Raw genomic sequence first — 18555 nt, forward strand, 5'->3', positions numbered from 1 at the left:
AAAATACACAAGAGTGAGTTTATGCTTAAATTCATTGCTAAACGGATATTGGAAGCCATACCGACGCTACTGGTGCTGATCACAATATCGTTTTTTCTCATGCGCTTTGCGCCCGGCAGCCCGTTCTCTTCAGAGCGAGCTGTAGCACCCCAAGTCCTGGCAAATATCAATGCCGAGTATGGACTGGATAAACCCATCATGGTTCAGTACTTCACTTATCTGAAAAATATTTTGCATGGCGATTTTGGTCCGTCTTTTAAATATAAAGATTTCAGTGTCAATGAATTGGTTGGAAAAGCCTTGCCAGTTTCAGCAAAAATCGGGGTAACCGCCTTTGTCTTTACCATCATTCTCGGCGTGACGATTGGCACGATCGCAGCCCTGAAGCAAAACACTTGGCTGGACTATTCATTAATGGCAACAACCATGTTGGGTATCGTCATCCCCTCTTTCGTCTTTGCACCGATACTGATCTTTATCTTTGCCATTAATTTAGAGTGGTTACCGGCCGGGGGCTGGAATGACGGCTCGTTCCAATATATGGCACTGCCCGTTCTCGGTATGTCGTTGCTTTATATTGCAACGTTTGCCCGGATTACCCGAGGCTCAATGATTGAAACCCTCAACAGTAACTTTATCCGCACCGCGAAAGCCAAAGGCCTCAGCTATGGGTACATTGTTGTTCGTCATGCATTAAAGCCAGCGCTATTACCGGTTGTTTCTTATATGGGCCCCGCTTTTGTCGGCATTATTACCGGTTCGGTGGTCATCGAAACAATCTTTGGCTTACCGGGAATCGGGAAGCTATTTGTGAACGCAGCCTTTAACCGGGATTATTCTCTGGTACTCGGGATTACCATCCTGATTGGATTTTTGTTTATTTTGTTCAACATGATCGTCGATATTCTTCTCGCCTATATCGATCCGAAAATCCGCTATTAGAGAGGCTGACACATGATTGGAAATAAAGAGAATGTCCAAGCACTGGAGCGATTCAGTGAACAATTGGAAATTGAAGGAAGAAGCTTGTGGCAAGATGCCAGAATGCGCTTTCTACGCAACAAAGCAGCCATGGTCAGTCTGGTTATTCTGGTTTTAATTACCTTAGCGGTGCTGATTCTGCCTTATACGGCCACTTACAGTTTTGAGGATACCGATTGGTATGCGATGAACGCGGCCCCTTCGGCTGAACATGTGTTCGGCACGGATGCGCTGGGCCGGGATCTGTATGTCCGGACGTTGATTGGTGGTCAGATTTCACTGGCAGTCGGTATTCTGGGGGCACTGGTTGCCGTGATTATCGGTACGCTTTATGGTGCGACTTCCGGGTACATCGGTGGCCGAGTTGACCGCGTGATGATGCGGATGCTGGAGATTCTGTACGCCATCCCATTTATGTTTTTCGTCATCGTGCTGGTGACCTTCTTTGGGCGTAACATCATGCTGATCTTCGTGGCTATCGGTGCGATCTCATGGCTGGATATGGCACGGATTGTCCGGGGACAAACCCTGAGCTTACGCAGTAAAGAGTTTATTGAAGCCGCGCATGTTTGTGGCGTGAGTCAATGGAAGATTATCACCCGTCATATTGTCCCGAATGTACTGGGCATTGTGGTCGTCTATTCGACGCTGCTCATCCCGACTATGATTCTGACTGAATCGTTCCTCTCTTTTCTTGGTCTGGGTGTTCAGGAGCCACGGACAAGCTGGGGTGCCTTGCTGCAAGAAGGCGCAAATACGATGGATCTGGCGATCTGGCAGCTTGCGTTTCCTGCCGCATTTATGATTGTGACACTATTTTGTTTTAACTATGTTGGCGATGGATTGCGTGATGCACTCGATCCGAAAGACAGATAATCCGGGAGCACTGTATGAACTTACTTGATGTAAAAGATCTACGGGTTGAATTCTCGACACCGGATGGCACCGTAACAGCCGTCAACGATCTGAATTTTTCATTAACACAAGGCGAGACGCTGGGAATTGTCGGTGAATCCGGCTCCGGGAAATCTCAGACCGTGTTTGCCATGATGGGACTACTGGCGAAAAATGGTAAAGTTTCCGGCAGCGCCCGATTTGAAGGCAAAGAAATCCTGAATCTGCCAGAAAAAGCGCTCAATAAAATTCGTGCAGAGCAGATTGCCATGATATTTCAGGATCCGATGACTTCTCTGAATCCTTATATGAAAGTCAGCACGCAGCTCATGGAAGTGCTGATAAAGCATAAAGGTATGGGAAAAGCAGAAGCATTTGAAGAATCGATTCGGATGCTGGAAGCAGTAAAAATCCCGGAAGCGCGGAAGCGTATTACCATGTATCCCCATGAGTTCTCAGGAGGGATGCGTCAACGGGTGATGATCGCCATGGCACTCCTGTGTCGCCCTAAGCTATTGATTGCGGATGAACCGACGACAGCGCTGGATGTGACGGTGCAGGCGCAGATTATGGATCTGCTTAACGAACTGAAATCAGAGTTCAACACTGCCATTATCATGATTACCCACGATCTCGGAGTTGTCGCCGGCTCTTGTGAGAAAGTGTTAGTCATGTACGCAGGCAGAACCATGGAATACGGTAGCGTCAACGATATTTTCTATCAGCCGAGCCACCCTTATGCAGAAGGGCTACTTCGAGCCATTCCACGTCTGGATACGGAAGGAGATGTCCTCCCCACTATTCCGGGCAACCCACCCAATCTACTCCGGCTTCCACCCGGCTGTCCTTATCAGGAACGATGCCATCGGGTCACAGAACGCTGTAAACATGAAACACCAGCCCTGACAACGTTTGGTAATCAACGTCAACGGGCCTGTTTTTCCGACTGGGAGACTTGGGAAAAATGAATCAGAAACCCTTACTACTCGATATTAAAGATCTGAAAGTTCATTTCCAGATCGCCTCAAAGTCGGCTTGGCCTTGGTCACCGCCCACCACACTCAAAGCAGTTGATGGGGTGAATGCCCGCCTTTATGAAGGTGAAACACTGGGAGTGGTCGGTGAGTCCGGTTGTGGTAAATCAACTTTTGCCCGCGCAATTATCGGACTGGTAAATGCAACGGAAGGTGAAGTGCTTTGGCTCGGTCAAGATCTGACCCGGATGAAAGCCGTGCAAAGACGGGAAACCCGTAAAGATATTCAGATGATCTTTCAAGACCCATTGGCATCGCTCAATCCGCGGATGACGATTGGCGACATCATTGCCGAACCACTTCGGACATTTTATCCGGAACTCTCCTCTCTGGAAGTCAAAGATCGGGTCAAAGAGATGATGATGCGCGTCGGGTTACTGCCGAATGTCATTAACCGCTATCCGCATGAATTTTCCGGTGGGCAGTGTCAGCGAATTGGAATTGCCCGAGCCCTGATCCTGCGCCCGAAAATGATTATCTGTGACGAGCCCGTTTCAGCTCTGGACGTATCGATTCAGGCGCAAGTTGTTAACTTGCTCAAAGAGATCCAAAAAGAACTTGGGTTAAGTCTGGTATTTATTGCTCATGACTTATCAGTTGTGAAGCATATTTCTGACCGGGTCATGGTGATGTATCTGGGTAATGTGGTAGAGATTGGTGAAGCCGATAAGCTATTTTCAACCCCGAAGCATCCCTATACGACTGCTTTGATGACGGCGGTGCCGATTCCCGATCCAAATCTGGAACGGCAGAAAAAAATTCAGATGCTGGAAGGGGATCTCCCGTCACCAATCAATCCACCATCAGGCTGTGTATTCCGCACCCGTTGCCCGAAAGCACAACCGCAATGTGCCAAGAATAAACCCGTCCTGAGTGGCGACGAACACCATGCGGTAGCCTGCCCTATCGTGCTCTGATTCATCAACGAACACCTGAAGACGGAGAGTTCTCACATTATCGTCTTCAGGTTTCTGTTCGCCCACAAAGATACCTCATCAAATCAGTGCCACTGCCCTGCCAAATTCAGCAATTTTGTTCAAGTTTTCCTAAGTTGACTTTTCTATCATAAAATAAAAGTGATACGCAGCAAGTTAGGTATTCATATGCGAACAGGCAATCATTTCAAATTTGAAAACAGTACCGCGCTTCAAGGTGTCAAGATACTGACGGCCAGTATGAATGACTTCAGTTATGACAAACATGCGCATGAAGAATACTCTCTGGGCGTGACACTACAGGGCAGACAAGATTTCTTTTGCTGTCGCCGCTTTCATCAAAGCCTTCCCGGTGGCGTCATGCTCTTCAATCCTGATGATGTTCATGATGGACATTCTGGCGGTGCAACTGATTTGTCGTATGTGATGACTTATATTCATCCCCAGACATTTCGTGCACTTTTTCTCGCACTGGGTGTAAAACCGAATCACATTGTCCGTGTGGAAGGTGTATTATTTGATGACTTGGTTCTCAAGCAACAGATTCTGGCTTTCACCCGCATCGTCAACAGCGGTTATCACTCGAAAATTGAACAGGAATTGGCTCTCTTTCGTTTAGCACACACGCTGGTAAAAAAATCAGGGTCATTATGTGAAGCGATACCGCAACGCCGTCAGGACATGTTACTGAATCGGGCCAAAGCATTCATTCACAGTCAGTATCAAGACGATTTAATGATCGATGACATTGCTGCTATCGCCAATATGTCGAAATATCATTTTATTCGCTTGTTTCGGTCACAGTTCGGGATTACGCCTCACCAGTACGTACTCAACTGCCGTATCAACGGGGCACAAAAAGCACTTGAGTCCGGTCTTCCCGCCTCGACGGTCGCACAAATGTTTCGTTTTGCGGATGTCAGCCACATGAATCGCCGCTTCAAAAAACTCTATGGTATGACACCGAAACAGTATCAAACGCAACTGAGCCTGATGTCACAACGCTAAACGGCGATATCCTCATCAAAACCACTGACAACCATTTCAGCCAGTGATCACCATGAAAACAGGTAAATAAGCAATGCTCGAAATATGGACTTATGCTCTGGGAATTATGTACTCCCCCGGCCCGGTAAACCTACTCAGCCTCAATGGCGGTATGCAGGGGCAAACACGCCGTCATTTTGGATTTTTCTGCGGTGTTGCCTGTGCGATGTTCATCCTATTTATTAGTTTAAGTTATATTGGTAACACGCTCGTCAATGATGACATTCTCCCCTACATTGCACTCTGCGGATGCAGTTACATTCTCTATCTCGCCTGGCAACTGATGCGCTCGTCCGTGACGCTCAAACAACGCACCTCATTCACACTCTCATTCAAAAACGGGCTCATAATGCAGCTATTCAACCCCAAAGGACTGATTGCGACACTGCCAATTGCAACGATTCAATTTCCGGCACAAAACATGACTGAAGGACAGATCATGTATTGGTCTGTCGCACTCGCACTGTTTGCCGGATGTGCTCCCGGGAGTTATTCGGTCATTGGCGGGATTGTCGGCAAACACCTTCTGAATACAATCTGGTTGCAGCGTGTACAACGACTATTGGCTTTACTCTTAGTTTATACAGCATTCAGTATCGGATATGAGCACATCTATAAAGTCTGGTAGACTGTTCTCAACAACGTCCGAGGTACAAGACGTAATGCCGATATAATGCCGCGTATGAGGAATTTGTCGATAGCACAATGAAAAACGGGCTCAGAAGAGCCCGCTAAAGATAGAGATGTTTGGCCGAATCTTATAACTCGACGATTAACTTACCTTGATTATCACCACTAAATAGTAATTTAATCGCATCAGGCGCATTTTCAATACCATGAATTACATGGGTGCGATACTTTAGTTCTCCTTTCATCAACATCCCGCCTAAAGCCTGACCATAATCAGCAAACCGATCAAAATGATCCGGCATCGTGAACCCCTGAATCGACAGACGACGTTTAATAATATTCATCCAGCTTGGTCCCGGATCAGGCTGATCTTTATTGTATTCAGCAATCAGACCGCAAACAGCAATACGCCCATGCGCATTCATCCGGGCAAAAATAGGAGCCTGAGCAACACCACCGGTATTTTCAAAAAACAGGTCAATCCCATCCGGTGTGGCTACTGCCAGTTGTTCGGCAAAGTCTTGATCGTGATAATTCAAGGCAGCATTAAACCCTAACTCTTCGGTAATCCATCGCCCTTTTTCGTCATTACCGACAACCCCGACGACTCGCAGTCCGAGGTTTTTCGCCATTTGTCCGACGAGTGAACCGACCGACCCGGCAGCTGCCGTAATGACTAATGTTTGCCCTGCCTTTGGCTGTAAAACTTGATACAAACCATGATATGCGGTCACCCCCGGGAGTGAGATAACTGCCAGCACAGCTTCAGCCGGAATTTCTGCCGGTATTTTATTCAACCCGGTTCCGTTGGAAATCAGGTATTCCTGCATTCCTGTCATCCCCAGCACTTTTGTTCCCTCAGGAAAATCCGGATGTTTGGAAGACACAACTTCACCCATACCGCTGGCACGCATAACATCACCTAATTTCACTGGGGGGATATAACTACTTTCATCTGAGCTCATCCAACCACGCATTGCAGGATCCAGAGAAAGATGCGTGACTTTCACCAAAAATTCGCCCTCTTGTGGCGTTGGTATTGTTGCTGTTTCTGTTGAAAATACATCCGCAGTAATTTCCTGTTGAGGTCTGTCAACCAAATGAACCGCCCGATATGTCTGCATGTTTTCCTCTCTCATCGAATGCTTCGTTGTCATCATTACAACAACATATTGAACATCGTATCCCATTGATTTTAGATAGGTCATTACTCAACATGATAGAAATCATGCATTTAATATCTTAACCTATCATTATAATTTCAATAGCATTTATCAAACATCATGAATATCTTCTATTCAAGACATGTAATCATGATATATATGGAGACGATTCAGGTCATTTTAAAGCGTGAGGGCGTACAGAAAGATAAGAAATACTAAACATCAAATAAACCAAGATAAACTGCCACCTGACATCATCAATGATTCTCATCAGATAACAGTATGTTATTTTTATCGCTTTTAAATTTTTAAACTAACAAAGATTCCATACATGGTTCAAGCTGAATCGATATAGCTTTGCCGTTAAGTGACGCATACTCAGTCCCCATAGGGGCATCTCCCATTGAAAGGGATAACTCAATAGAATCATCATGTTCAGATGTCACTGCCGGTATACCTTCTCCAAATTGTTCAGCTAAATCCTCATCCAAAAATGCGAATGTGATTAAATAGCTTTTTCCGATACGAATATCGCTTGGGACATGGCCTAAAAAACATTGAACAATTGAGCCATGAATATCAAAAGTGATCTCTTCTCGTGCTTCTGGATTAATATGAATGACTTTGGCTTTATATTTTTTCATGAAGTCTCCGTTATTATATTTTGATAAATCGTATTAGCATAAGTAAACATTATTAAAAATGTTAAAATGTAGCGCTATACTCCAGATGAAGATAATTGATTATTACCACCATGACATGGAGATTAACTCTAATTTATTTGTTTTTATTCATATATATATGCAAATAAATCAATCAATAAAATGATTAACCAATCAACCATCCTGATAATACGACGATTTTCCTTCATAAGCATAATCGATTTACAGAAAGAGACAATTTATTCTTCCGGCGCCACATCACAATTAAAACCTTCTGCACAAATGCCCGAGCCTCTCTTAGCCTTCTCAGGATGATGAAGCAGTAGATGATTGCTTTACCCTCCGTTTAGTGAACGACTTTCTTGTCCGTGAGCGCTTTACCGGCTGAGGGAGTGAACGTAAAGAGTCCGGTGGCGGTGCAGTTTTCACTTGTCGCATCAAATGATCAATCTGTTGAGTAAGTGCGTTCATAAATGGCTGATAAGCCTGATTTTTCTCTGCCATATCCTGCAACTGATGTTCCCATTGAGCGGTCATATCCGGATATGTCGATTCTACGGGTAACGCATGAATCAGTCCTCGCCCCGCCGGCGTGCTGCGGATCTGTTTTCCTTCCCGCTGTATGAGTTGACGCTTGATCAGCATATCAATAATACCGGCACGGGTTGCTTCCGTTCCGAGCCCGTCTGTTTCCCGTAATATTTTTTTCAGTGATTTATCTTCAACAAATCGGGCAATCCCCGTCATCGCGAGCAATAAAGTTGCTTCTGTAAAAGGTCGTGGCGGCTCAGTCTGATGGCTACCGATCTCACCTTCACGACATGTCAAAATAGTTCCTTTTGTCAGCGGAGGAACCGTTTCAAGACCATCTTGGTCATCATCACGAAACCCTGTGACAGTCTTCCAACCGGGCGAAACCATCTGTTTACCTTTGGCAATAAAGGTTCCGCCGGCAATCTCAAATACCAGTTGAGACTCGGCATAGCACGCGGGTGGGTAAAACTGGATCAAATACTGCTTGGCAATGAGTTGATAAACTTTCTGTTCATCGCCTGACAACATCGCAGTCTTCGTTTTCGGTGTCGGGATGATGGCATGGTGTGCATCGACCTTACTATCATTCCACGCTTTGGATCTCAAAGATAAATCTGCACCATCAACCGCTTGCTGTAGCGCTGGCGCAATATTTGAGATTGCAGCAGTTACGGCAGCCGACGCCTGCCAATGTTCCGTGGGCAGATAGCGACAATCTGAACGGGGATAAGTGATCAACTTATGCTTTTCATACAGTCCCTGACAGATATTCAGCACTTGCTGGGCACTCATACCATATTTCTTCGCAGCATCAATCTGTAAAGCCGAAAGTGAATAAGGCAACGGCGCATTTTGACGCGTTTGTTTCTGTTCTGAATCGGTGACCGTCGCTGGCTGCCCTTGAATTCGTCCCGCGACGTTTTCGACCAGTGGCCGATGAAGCACACGCCCTTCATCATCCTGCCACGGGCGACAGGCTTCACTGGGCTTCCAACGTGCTCGGATATCAAAGGATTGATCTGCTGTATGATATGGAATCAAGGCATGAAGAGTAAAGTAATCACGAGGTACAAAGTTTTCAATCGTCTCATCCCGACGAACCACTAACCCGAGTACCGGTGTCTGAACTCGTCCCACCGAGAGAACCCCTTGATAACCAGACTGTTGCCCTAACAGGGTATACGCTCTCGACATATTCATGCCATATAGCCAGTCCGCCCGGGAGCGAGCCAATGCAGAGACAGAAAGTGGTATAAATTCTCGGTTGTGTCGAATTTGTTGTAGCGCCCGTTTGACTGCCGACGGATTCAAATCATTGATCAATAGACGTTCCGTGTCGGCCCGACGCTGTTGACTGACACGGCAGTACTCCAACACTTCGTCCACCAAAAGCTGACCCTCGCGATCAGGATCTCCGGCGTGAACAATCTGTAAGGATGAGGATTTGAGTAGTTTCTTAATGACTGTCAGTTGCCGTGAAGCAGATTTTCGAGGGCGAAGCTGCCATTGCTGCGGCACAATCGGTAAGTCTTCCAGTCGCCATTTCTTATAGCGTTCATCGTAGGCTTCCGGTTCAACCTGTTCTAAAAGATGACCGATACACCATGTGACGATATCGCCATTACTACAACGAATACACCCATCCTCCTTCTGGTGAGGACGAGGTAAAACCTCGGCAATCGCACGGCCGAGACTCGGTTTTTCAGCAATAAATAGACGAGGCATAAAATATCAAGGCCACAAAAATTTGTGGCCTTAACATAACAGGATCAACTGTAAATTTATACAGCTTAATCTTCTTTTTCTGCGCGTGCTGCTGCTTCTTTAATCAGAGGTTGCAGCTCACCTTTCTGGAACATTTCCAGAATGATGTCACAACCACCAACCAGTTCGCCTTCTATCCATAGCTGAGGAAAAGTCGGCCACTGGGCATAAACCGGTAACTCTGCACGGATATCCGGATTCTGGAGAATATCCACATAAGCAAATTTTTCTCCACAAGCCATCAATGCCTGTGCTGCCTGAGATGAAAAACCACAACTAGGTAGCTTAGGCGAACCTTTCATATAAAGCAGAATTGGATTGTCAGAAATCTGCTTTTTAATTTTATCGATTGTTTCCATGATGTCCTCGTCAGAGCGTTTAAAAATATGGGCTATTCTAAATCATTAACTGAGAATAAAAAGCCTATTATTATTATGGTCTCTTTCATTCCGGATACAACGCGGTCCGGTTATGCTGATAAATTAGTGCTTTTAATAAAGTAAAAACTTGCTAAAATAGAACCAAGTCAGTCGTCTTGACGAACATCAAAAGAAAATAACTCTGGAAGCTAACTGAAAGAACATACTCTTTCAAACACAATGGAGAACTGAGCAATGTCATTTGAACTACCCGCTCTTCCTTATGCAAAAGATGCATTGGAACCTCATATTTCAGCAGAAACACTCGACTACCATCATGGTAAACACCACAACACATACGTGGTTAAGCTGAATGGCCTGATCCCAGGTACTGAATTCGAAAACAAGTCACTTGAAGAGATCATCAAAACTTCATCTGGCGGCATTTTCAATAACGCGGCTCAGATTTGGAACCATACATTCTACTGGCACTGCCTGTCACCAAACGGCGGTGGTGAACCAACGGGTGCCGTTGCTGATGCAATCAATCAGGCGTTTGGTTCTTTCGAAGATTTCAAAGCAAAATTCACTGATTCTGCCATCAACAACTTTGGTTCATCATGGACTTGGTTGGTGAAAAAAGCTGACGGCTCTCTGGATATTGTCAATACATCCAACGCAGCAACACCAATCACTGAAGCTGGTGTAACACCACTACTGACTGTTGACCTGTGGGAGCACGCTTACTACATCGATTACCGCAACCTGCGTCCTGATTATATGAGTGCTTTCTGGGCACTGGTTAACTGGGACTTTGTGGCTGAAAATCTGGCGAAGTAATTCGGTTATTCTGAATTAGCTGTATAAAAACCTCTGTCTCAGACAGAGGTTTTTTTATGTGTATTGGAGCTTGATTTTCCCTAATATATGTTTTCCGAAATTCACAGCTGAACGAAAAACTTATATAAACCAGACAAACGAGACCGAAGCCAGTAAGCGTCTCAAACCTCAAGCCACAACACAGTTCACTTGAGATAGATGCCAATAGTACTCTCTTATTCAACAAAATAATTAATTAAATACATAAGAAAAACTCAGAATTTGCTTGGGTCATCCCATTCATATAAATTATGATATTTATATGAATTATTTCAACATAATAGATCTTTTTAAAGTGATAGATAAGCAATATAAAAAGCCATTCTACATTCTCTAACTTACTGTTTATTAAAATAATATATAGGAAAATTAATGAAAAAGTTGTTACTTACTATGGCGTTAATCTCACCATTTGCTAACGCTGAAGCGGTTTATACTGCTGCTCATATTGATTTTGTATTTGCCGGATACTCTGATGGAAGTATATCTTTTATACCAACGGAGGGGACAACCAACCCCGCACATTGCAGCCAAACTCAATCCTATGCCATGCTTCCTCCCTCAGACACCAAAAGCGCGTTAAGTGTTTTACTTGCAGCAAAGCTAGCAAATAAGAAGGTATATTTCTCCGTTTTAGACAATGTTTGCCACTCTTTTCCACAAACAGATAACCCAGGTTCATTTCCTGTCATTCAACGTATCGGTATTCGTGGAGACTAATCTATAGTTGTAGGCCGATATCATCGATGAACCACTACACTAATAGCTTAATGGAGAAGTTTTATTCCAAGAAAAAAGGCTGACTTGACCATACTCTCAGCAGATATCTATTTATAGTGATTAAAAAGATTAATCACTATAAATTCTCTCTTTTGGTGACTGACTGTTCAACTAGATGTAATTTTATTTCCTTATTTCAAAAACCCGCAACATAGTAAAAACACTGAATTCGTTAAAGTCATCTCCTCTACTGCCGATATGTAAGCATCAGACGGAGAAAATGATGCTACAGCAAACCACCGAAGTCCAACATACGCTGGATAAAGCAAGCCTGATCAACGAGCTGCAGTGTGGGCAGAACGTCAATCAGGCGATTGCACAAAATCGACGCGCCGATTTTGCATTGCTGCTTGCCATGCTCTCCAACGATATGCGTGAAACCACGGCAACAGAAGTGATTGATCCCATTCATCATACCGATGGTGAATTGCGCAAACATTTTGCATTGGCATCCCCACAACCTTTACGTTCCGCCAAAGAGACCTATGCGTCCGGGGCTCAAATCGCTTTGCAATTTCACCAAGGGGGGATACGTTCGGCAAAACTTCAGCATTATCTACGCCCGGATGCTTTGTCTTATTTCCCCGAGCATACCCATCAACTGGAAGAATCGGTTTATCACAACCTCTCCGGTCACCAGCGTCGCCAGTTGGAAGGTAAAACACCACCACAATCTTTAAACTACGAACTTTATAATCAATTAGTTACTAACCGGAGATTGTCCCAGATTCAAGCTCAGGCCTAACTGTTTCTCTGCAATCACACAGTGCCCCCCGATGGTTGTGTGAATTACCCCCCAAAACAGCTCACATAACGTAGCTTAAAATATATTCTTTGACCCTTTTCACATCCTTACCTGATGGGTTCAACCATGCTAATCAAACATGAATAACAATAACGAACCACAGGAAAATGCCAGTCATGCATATCAAGGATTCAATTATTCTAATCACTTCATCAGCAACTATGTTGGGGAGTGCATTAGCTGAGCGCTTCGCTCAACTGGGTGCGAAAATAGTCCTGACAGACACGCATCAACAAGAGCTGCTGACGACTTATACAAGAATCCGAGAGCTTTCAGCCAGTACCAGTTATTTCTTTCTGCCGGATTACACACCCGGTTCAATCGAAGCATTACTGAATTTTATTGCCGAGAAATATCATGAAGGTCCGGACATATTAGTGAATCACTGGCCCAATACTCCATTACCTTCAGTGACTGATGAACAACCTCTGGAGATGTTTACCAACAACCTGACGATTATGGCTTCGACGATTTTTTCATTTGGCCAGATGAGTGCTGAACGTATGAGACGTGATAAAAAAGAAGGCGTCATCGTCAATATCATTTCGAATACCGATCAAGAGACGGTCAAAGGTTTTGAAAACTCGGCATCAATGGTCACTGGATTTACCCAAAGCTGGGCAAAAGAACTCACACCATTCAATATACGGGTCGGAGCGGTTATCCCCGTTTTAGAAGCAGCCGATGGTGAATCACGACCGACACCGATGTTATTAGATGAACTGATTCGGAATACAGAATATATTGTAGAAAACGAGTATTTTAGTGGAAGAACCATGTCGGCTTGAATCAGCCGACATCAGAATACAGACCAGATTATCGTGTTTATTCACTCATATATTGATCAAACAACGCTTCCTGCTCTGGATCATAGGTCTCTTTTTTCTCAATTTCAGCTTTGAAATCCTGATGCTGCAAGTAGATTTCTCGAGTCAATGCATAAGGATCAGGTGAGTTTTCCAATATTGACTCCTGACTTACCAACGCTGCTCGGTTTTCCATCCCCTCAAAAATAAATTTTGAAACGCTTCCCCAGATATTCAAGTAAGAGAGCGGAGCATAGGTCTCATCGACTAAATCAGTTGCAGTACGGGGTGTATAAGGTCCGACAGCTGGCACCATCAGATAGGGGCCATTCCCAACACCGTAATGCCCGAGAGCATCCCCAAAACCTTTTTGATCGGCTTTGGTAATCCCGGCTTCAGATGCAATATCAATTAAACCGAACAATCCGAAAGTTGTATTCAACCAGAAACGGTTAAAATGATCCAACGCTTGATGGCCATTGCCCATGAGCAAGTTATTCACCATACTGGACGGTTCATCAAGATTTGAGAAAAAATTTGCGATAGCACGGCGAATCGGATTGGGTACATGATCCACATAAGCGAGAGAAACGGGTCGGATCACATAAGGATCAAGATAATCGTAATTCAGAGTCCAAAAACTGCGATTGACACCTTCAAGCGGATCATTTATCGATGTATTAGGATTCTGAGGGTTAGTGTGATCCGTTGTGCTACATCCAACCAAAACCAATATAGTAAACCCTAGACAAAGCCGCTTGATACGGTCATTCATTTTATTTTTCCGTTTTCTTTCTTGACTCAGATGCGAGCGGTCAATCCGGCAGAGCAATTGCGTCCTATGATCGACCACTCAAAACCCGCTAAGTATATTCATATTGTTTATCAATAACAACTTCAACCGACTCTACAGGGTAGACAGATCAGTTTGTTGATAAAAAATCTTTCGAATGTTACTACATTACGCTCTGAATCAATTCGAACGATTTCGACAAATAATGCCCACTGATTCAGCATATCTTCGAAGAAATTTAGCACACTTTTATCATCGAGACCGGAAAAGTTCACGATGAGAATACACTACAACAGCGAACAGCCTTGCTACGCACAAATCGTGCGTCTCGCCTTCTTTGAGTTTATACCTGAGCAAAAAGAATAGAAAAAATTCGATAGATATCCATCTTTCAGACAGATTCTTATACTCGTCCGTATATTCTAAAAGCCATAAAAAAGGAAGTCTGTAAACGTCCTTCTTTATCATTTATACACTTTTCTTTCTTGGAGCTACCTTCCGCTTGACAGAGCCATCTTCCGGACGAGCCTCCAACGGTGGCACTTTTTCCTCTCCAGAGAGTTTCTTCTGTAGTGAAAGCATCAGTTCTGCCTCAGCTTTAGGCAATTCACACTCTTCTATCAGTTCATTGATATCAGCGCCAAGCTGCACCATTTTAGAGGCTCGGGTGTAAAGTCGGGCATCACTGTCTTGCTGTTCCAACTCTTTAATTCGCTCATCCTGATGCAGGATAATTTGCTCCTGCTCGGAGATTTTTTGCCCCAGCCCGACGACCACAGAACGCAGTTCAACAAGCTGTTTATTCGCCTTTTGCAGCGATTTATCTAATACTCTTGACTCCTGACGACGTATTTCAGACTGCTTTAAAATCAGGCGTCTTAAACGGTATATTGTCAGGAACAACAAGCAAACAACAAAAATAGCTCCCCCGAGCAATACGGGAAAGCTCAATAAAATGTCACGATACATTATAAGTGAGCCACTTCATCCCACTCGTCATCATTCAAAAGCTTATTCAGATCAACCAGAATCAACAGCTTGCCTTCCCGATTGCTGACACCTTGAATGAATTTAGAGCTTTCATCTGTTCCGACACTTGGTGTGGTGTCAATCTCAGAGGTTCGCAAATAAACGACTTCTGCAACACTATCAACCAAAATACCGATAACTTGACGTTCAGACTCAATCACAATAATCCGAGTATTGTCGGTCACTTCACCGTCGATCAAACCAAAACGAGAACGGGTATCAATAACCGTCACCACATTTCCCCGTAGGTTAATAATCCCCAGCACATAATCAGGTGCTCCGGGAACAGGGGCGATCTCAGTATAGCGAAGGACTTCCCGAACTTGCATCACATTAATGCCGTAAGTTTCTTCCTCTAACTGGAACGTCACCCACTGAAGCACTTCATCATTAGACTTATCTTTTTTCACTTCTACTTCATTTGTATGAGACATACCTTATCCTCTCTAAGTCGAATCCGACACTAATGTTTTCGGTAAATCTAATCATTATCGAGTGCTTTAACATCTAATCCGGCCTTTAACATGGCGGTTAATGCTTCAACATGAATCAAAGCACACATTTTCTCTTTTACCATTCCGGCAAGCCAAGGGCGTTTTCCAGCCCGTTCACGCCAACGAACCTTTTCAGGATTCAATGATTCGGTTCCTCTCAATTGATCACATGCGAGCCCCCAAGAACTGTCACCAAGCATCACGATATATTGATAGGATTCCTTATAATCATCATTTTTTAACTTTTCTGCCATCACCCAACGGGCTGTATCGACCACATCCAATTGCTGATCACGATTGGTCTGTAAGCCGAGATACCATCGGGGCCTACCAATTAAATGGCTAACTTTTTCAAGACGATGGATACCACCTAATTCATCCAACGGAACAGCAAATAGAATTTCATTAACTTCAAAATACAACACCTGGAAATTTTCAGCCCGTTCGGTACTATGCCAGGTAATATCTCCAACCGTGCCACCAACCTGAGTCTGAGGTTCAGGCTGAGTGTCCGACTGCTGTTCAATATTTTCCTGAACATCTTCCACTTGAGTGGTCTGAACTATCATCTCAGGTTCAGGCTCAACAGTCAGAGGCTCACTGATAACTTCAGCTGTCGCAATCTCATCTCCCAATGCAATTTCAACATCAGATGGTACTGCAACTTCGATCACATCTTCAGATTGAAGGTCAATATCCCAGTCCTGTATCTCATCTGCTTCGACACGTACGTCTTGATGAGCAAAGATTTCCTGAGTATTTTTATCCAACAATGCTTCAATATCTTCAATTTCATCGACTGGATTTGATGACTCCAACTGATTCAAGAGTCGCTGCACATCCTCAAGATTCGGAAACAACGCTTCATCTTGATGAGTTTCAGATGGTTCAGTAACACTAACACGCTGTGCCTGTAATTGTGGTACAACTTCAGATTCTTGCGAAAGTTGTGCGTTTTTTTCTTGAACCAGCTCTAACTCCTCTGCTTCTTCATCTAACAAAGCAGCAAAGTAATCGTCTAGAGCCTGTTCACTCGATAACGCGACATCACGATTCATTAATCGCCAACCTCTCTAAGTAGATAAGCAATTGTTTGTATGCAAAGACCCCCCGACTACCTTCAGCAAAGTGAGACGCTGGCAAACGTTTCAGACTCGCATCTCTGAACTTAGTATCAATCGGCACGGCAGACGTCCAGACTTGATCCGGATAATCTTTCTTCAATTGGGTTAATGTCTGCAGAGAGGCTCTTGTTCTTTTGTCATACATGGTCGGAACAATCGTTACTTTAAACTCCCGGCTTCGTGACTTTTGCATGATACTAAGCGTCCGTACCATTCGTTCCAAGCCTTTCATCGCCAGAAATTCAGTCTGAACAGGAATCAAAATTCGGTCGCTGGCCGCCAGAGCATTGACCATCATAACGCCCAAAATAGGTGGACAATCGATTAATACATAGTCGTATTGATGACGAAGCGCCAGCAATGCTTTTTTTAGAATCAGTCCCATCCCACTCCGGTTACCCATCACACGATCCAGCGTTGCCAGAGACATATGAGCCGGAATCAGATCCATACCTTCAATATCGGTCTCAATAATGAGAGGACGCACTGATTTTTCTTCCAAAGATGACAATTGGAATAGATCGAATAAGCTTGACTCAACATGATCAGAATCATAACCGAGATAAGTCGTCAGTGAAGCGTGTGGGTCTGTATCCACCAGAAGCACCCGATGACCTTTTTTGCATAACAGACCAGCCAACGTAATGGTTGTCGTTGTTTTTCCCACTCCACCTTTTTGATTGGCAATACTCCAAACAATCATCGGTTTTCCTTATGCAAGACCCACTTCTACCAAAATACGCTCAGCGATACGTTCCAAAGGCAAACTTTCAGACGATATTCCCGCTTTAGCGACAGCCTGAGGCATACCATACACAACACAACTCTCTTCGTCTTGTGCCCAAATCGTTGCCCCAGCTTGCTTCAACATCCGGGCACCTTCCCGACCATCAGCCCCCATGCCGGTCAGTACGATAGAAAGAACTTTATCTGCGTAAATCTTTGATGCGGAACCAAACGTCACATCGACACAAGGTTTATAGTTCATGCGTTCACCGCCATCGAGAATACGAATTTTGGCAGTTCCCGGCCGACCTTCCACCATCATCTGTTTACCACCCGGAGCCAAGTAAGCAACCCCCGATCGTAAAACATCACCATCAGCCGCTTCTTTAACCGATATCTGACATAGAGAATCAAGGCGGCTGGCAAAAGCAGCAGTAAATGTCGCTGGCATATGCTGGATCAACAAAATAGGATGGGGATAATTCGCGGGTAACTTCACCAGTATTTTTTGCAGAGCGACCGGGCCCCCGGTTGATGTTCCGATAGCAGTCAATTGATATCGTTTACCACTGGCTTTAAAACGAATCGGTACTGAGCTGACACCACCGCTCAAAGGGCGAGTCACTCGCCCTGTCTGAGTCGATGGTGAAACTGTGGTATTCGAACGTGAAGCAAGCGGAGAAACGCGACGAAGATAAGCTTTCTTCCGTGCAATCTCTAAAACACGCTGTTGCAATAACGTTACCGCTTCATCACGGTTACGGGCAATGTCCTCAAATTTCTTGGGCAGAAAATCCATCGCGCCAGCATCGAGCGCATCCAGTGTTGCTTTTGCACCATCATGAGTAAGGGAAGAGAACATCAATATTGGCGTCGGATTATCTGCCATTATTTCTCTCACAGCAGAGATACCGTCTAACACTGGCATCTCGACATCCATCGTAATGACGTCTGGATTTAAGCTTTTTGCCTTTTCAACCGCCTCACGGCCATTGATTGCGACGTCAATAACTTCTAAACGCGATTCCGAGTTAATGATTTCACTAACACGACGTCTGAAAAAACTGGAGTCATCAACCACTAAAACTCTTATCGCCATATTTTCCCTTATTCAAC

General features: G+C 44.5%; 20 protein-coding genes. 10 read left to right on the plus strand and 10 right to left on the minus strand.

Annotation, left to right across the window (positions count from 1 at the left end; translation table 11 throughout):
* Nucleotides 1-21 precede the first annotated feature (21 nt).
* The 6 genes from oppB to VRK_RS10015 all read left to right on the plus strand — a co-directional run bounded on the left by oppB (nucleotide 22) and on the right by VRK_RS10015 (nucleotide 5519).
* Complete coding sequence (oppB, locus tag VRK_RS09990) at nucleotides 22-942, plus strand: oligopeptide ABC transporter permease OppB (protein WP_059121225.1); 921 nt, start codon at nucleotides 22-24, stop codon at nucleotides 940-942.
* Between the two features lie 12 nt (nucleotides 943-954).
* Nucleotides 955-1857 (plus strand): oligopeptide ABC transporter permease OppC, encoded by a 903-nt coding sequence (gene oppC, locus VRK_RS09995; RefSeq protein WP_059121226.1) that lies wholly within the window; start codon nucleotides 955-957, stop codon nucleotides 1855-1857.
* A gap of 14 nt (nucleotides 1858-1871) precedes the next feature.
* Nucleotides 1872-2843: an ABC transporter ATP-binding protein gene (locus VRK_RS10000; protein WP_059121227.1), complete on the plus strand. Its 972-nt coding sequence runs from the start codon at nucleotides 1872-1874 to the stop codon at nucleotides 2841-2843.
* A complete protein-coding gene (gene oppF, locus VRK_RS10005) occupies nucleotides 2840-3826 on the plus strand; it encodes a murein tripeptide/oligopeptide ABC transporter ATP binding protein OppF (protein ID WP_059121228.1) in 987 nt (328 codons plus the stop codon). Before VRK_RS10000 ends, oppF begins: the two co-directional genes overlap by 4 nt.
* A gap of 186 nt (nucleotides 3827-4012) precedes the next feature.
* A complete protein-coding gene (locus tag VRK_RS10010) occupies nucleotides 4013-4852 on the plus strand; it encodes a helix-turn-helix transcriptional regulator (protein ID WP_059121229.1) in 840 nt (279 codons plus the stop codon).
* Nucleotides 4853-4925: 73 nt separating this feature from the next.
* Nucleotides 4926-5519: a LysE family translocator gene (locus VRK_RS10015; protein ID WP_059121230.1), complete on the plus strand. Its 594-nt coding sequence runs from the start codon at nucleotides 4926-4928 to the stop codon at nucleotides 5517-5519.
* A gap of 130 nt (nucleotides 5520-5649) precedes the next feature.
* On the opposite strand, the gene VRK_RS10020 is transcribed toward VRK_RS10015, so the two are convergent.
* The 4 genes from VRK_RS10020 to VRK_RS10035 all read right to left on the minus strand — a co-directional run bounded on the left by VRK_RS10020 (nucleotide 5650) and on the right by VRK_RS10035 (nucleotide 10003).
* Nucleotides 5650-6645, minus strand: a complete 996-nt coding sequence (locus VRK_RS10020) for an NADP-dependent oxidoreductase (RefSeq protein ID WP_059121231.1) — start codon at nucleotides 6643-6645, stop codon at nucleotides 5650-5652.
* Nucleotides 6646-6992: 347 nt separating this feature from the next.
* Nucleotides 6993-7328 (minus strand): hypothetical protein, encoded by a 336-nt coding sequence (locus VRK_RS10025; RefSeq protein ID WP_059121232.1) that lies wholly within the window; start codon nucleotides 7326-7328, stop codon nucleotides 6993-6995.
* A 324-nt stretch (nucleotides 7329-7652) separates the two neighbouring features.
* Complete coding sequence (locus tag VRK_RS10030) at nucleotides 7653-9605, minus strand: DNA topoisomerase III (RefSeq protein WP_059121233.1); 1953 nt, start codon at nucleotides 9603-9605, stop codon at nucleotides 7653-7655.
* Between the two features lie 65 nt (nucleotides 9606-9670).
* Nucleotides 9671-10003 (minus strand): Grx4 family monothiol glutaredoxin, encoded by a 333-nt coding sequence (locus tag VRK_RS10035; protein WP_059121234.1) that lies wholly within the window; start codon nucleotides 10001-10003, stop codon nucleotides 9671-9673.
* Between the two features lie 255 nt (nucleotides 10004-10258).
* Here VRK_RS10035 and sodB point away from each other — a divergent pair, with 255 nt between their 5' ends.
* The 4 genes from sodB to VRK_RS10055 all read left to right on the plus strand — a co-directional run bounded on the left by sodB (nucleotide 10259) and on the right by VRK_RS10055 (nucleotide 13255).
* On the plus strand, nucleotides 10259-10843 hold the full coding sequence (gene sodB / locus VRK_RS10040; RefSeq protein ID WP_059121235.1) for a superoxide dismutase [Fe]: 585 nt from the start codon (nucleotides 10259-10261) through the stop codon (nucleotides 10841-10843).
* Between the two features lie 411 nt (nucleotides 10844-11254).
* Nucleotides 11255-11602 carry a hypothetical protein gene (locus tag VRK_RS10045; RefSeq protein ID WP_059121236.1) on the plus strand — a complete coding sequence of 116 codons (348 nt, stop codon included), beginning with the start codon at nucleotides 11255-11257 and terminating at the stop codon, nucleotides 11600-11602.
* A 280-nt stretch (nucleotides 11603-11882) separates the two neighbouring features.
* Nucleotides 11883-12407, plus strand: coding sequence for a VC2046/SO_2500 family protein (locus tag VRK_RS10050; RefSeq protein WP_231735759.1), 525 nt, complete (start codon nucleotides 11883-11885; stop codon nucleotides 12405-12407).
* Between the two features lie 176 nt (nucleotides 12408-12583).
* Nucleotides 12584-13255: an SDR family oxidoreductase gene (locus VRK_RS10055; protein WP_059121238.1), complete on the plus strand. Its 672-nt coding sequence runs from the start codon at nucleotides 12584-12586 to the stop codon at nucleotides 13253-13255.
* Nucleotides 13256-13292: 37 nt separating this feature from the next.
* Here the strand turns inward: VRK_RS10055 and VRK_RS10060 are convergent, their stop codons facing one another.
* From VRK_RS10060 to VRK_RS21000, 6 genes are all read right to left on the minus strand, one after another.
* On the minus strand, nucleotides 13293-14048 hold the full coding sequence (locus VRK_RS10060; RefSeq protein WP_059121239.1) for an MlaA family lipoprotein: 756 nt from the start codon (nucleotides 14046-14048) through the stop codon (nucleotides 13293-13295).
* Nucleotides 14049-14534: 486 nt separating this feature from the next.
* Entirely contained in the window at nucleotides 14535-15035 is a 501-nt protein-coding gene (locus VRK_RS10070) for a DUF2802 domain-containing protein (RefSeq protein ID WP_059121241.1), read from the minus strand.
* Entirely contained in the window at nucleotides 15035-15529 is a 495-nt protein-coding gene (locus VRK_RS10075) for a chemotaxis protein CheW (protein WP_021018794.1), read from the minus strand. The genes VRK_RS10070 and VRK_RS10075 overlap by 1 nt, the downstream gene beginning before the upstream one ends.
* A 47-nt stretch (nucleotides 15530-15576) precedes the next feature.
* The gene (locus VRK_RS10080; protein WP_059121242.1) at nucleotides 15577-16647 is read right to left on the minus strand and encodes a chemotaxis protein CheW; all 1071 of its coding nucleotides are present in this window, start codon (nucleotides 16645-16647) and stop codon (nucleotides 15577-15579) included.
* Nucleotides 16637-17416, minus strand: coding sequence for a ParA family protein (locus VRK_RS20995; RefSeq protein WP_059121243.1), 780 nt, complete (start codon nucleotides 17414-17416; stop codon nucleotides 16637-16639). The genes VRK_RS10080 and VRK_RS20995 overlap by 11 nt, the downstream gene beginning before the upstream one ends.
* Before the next feature lie 9 nt (nucleotides 17417-17425).
* On the minus strand, nucleotides 17426-18538 hold the full coding sequence (locus tag VRK_RS21000; RefSeq protein ID WP_059121244.1) for a protein-glutamate methylesterase/protein-glutamine glutaminase: 1113 nt from the start codon (nucleotides 18536-18538) through the stop codon (nucleotides 17426-17428).
* Nucleotides 18539-18555 lie beyond the last annotated feature (17 nt).

The sequence above is a fragment of the Vibrio sp. MEBiC08052 genome (assembly GCF_001506075.1).
Taxonomy (GTDB): Bacteria; Pseudomonadota; Gammaproteobacteria; order Enterobacterales; family Vibrionaceae; genus Vibrio.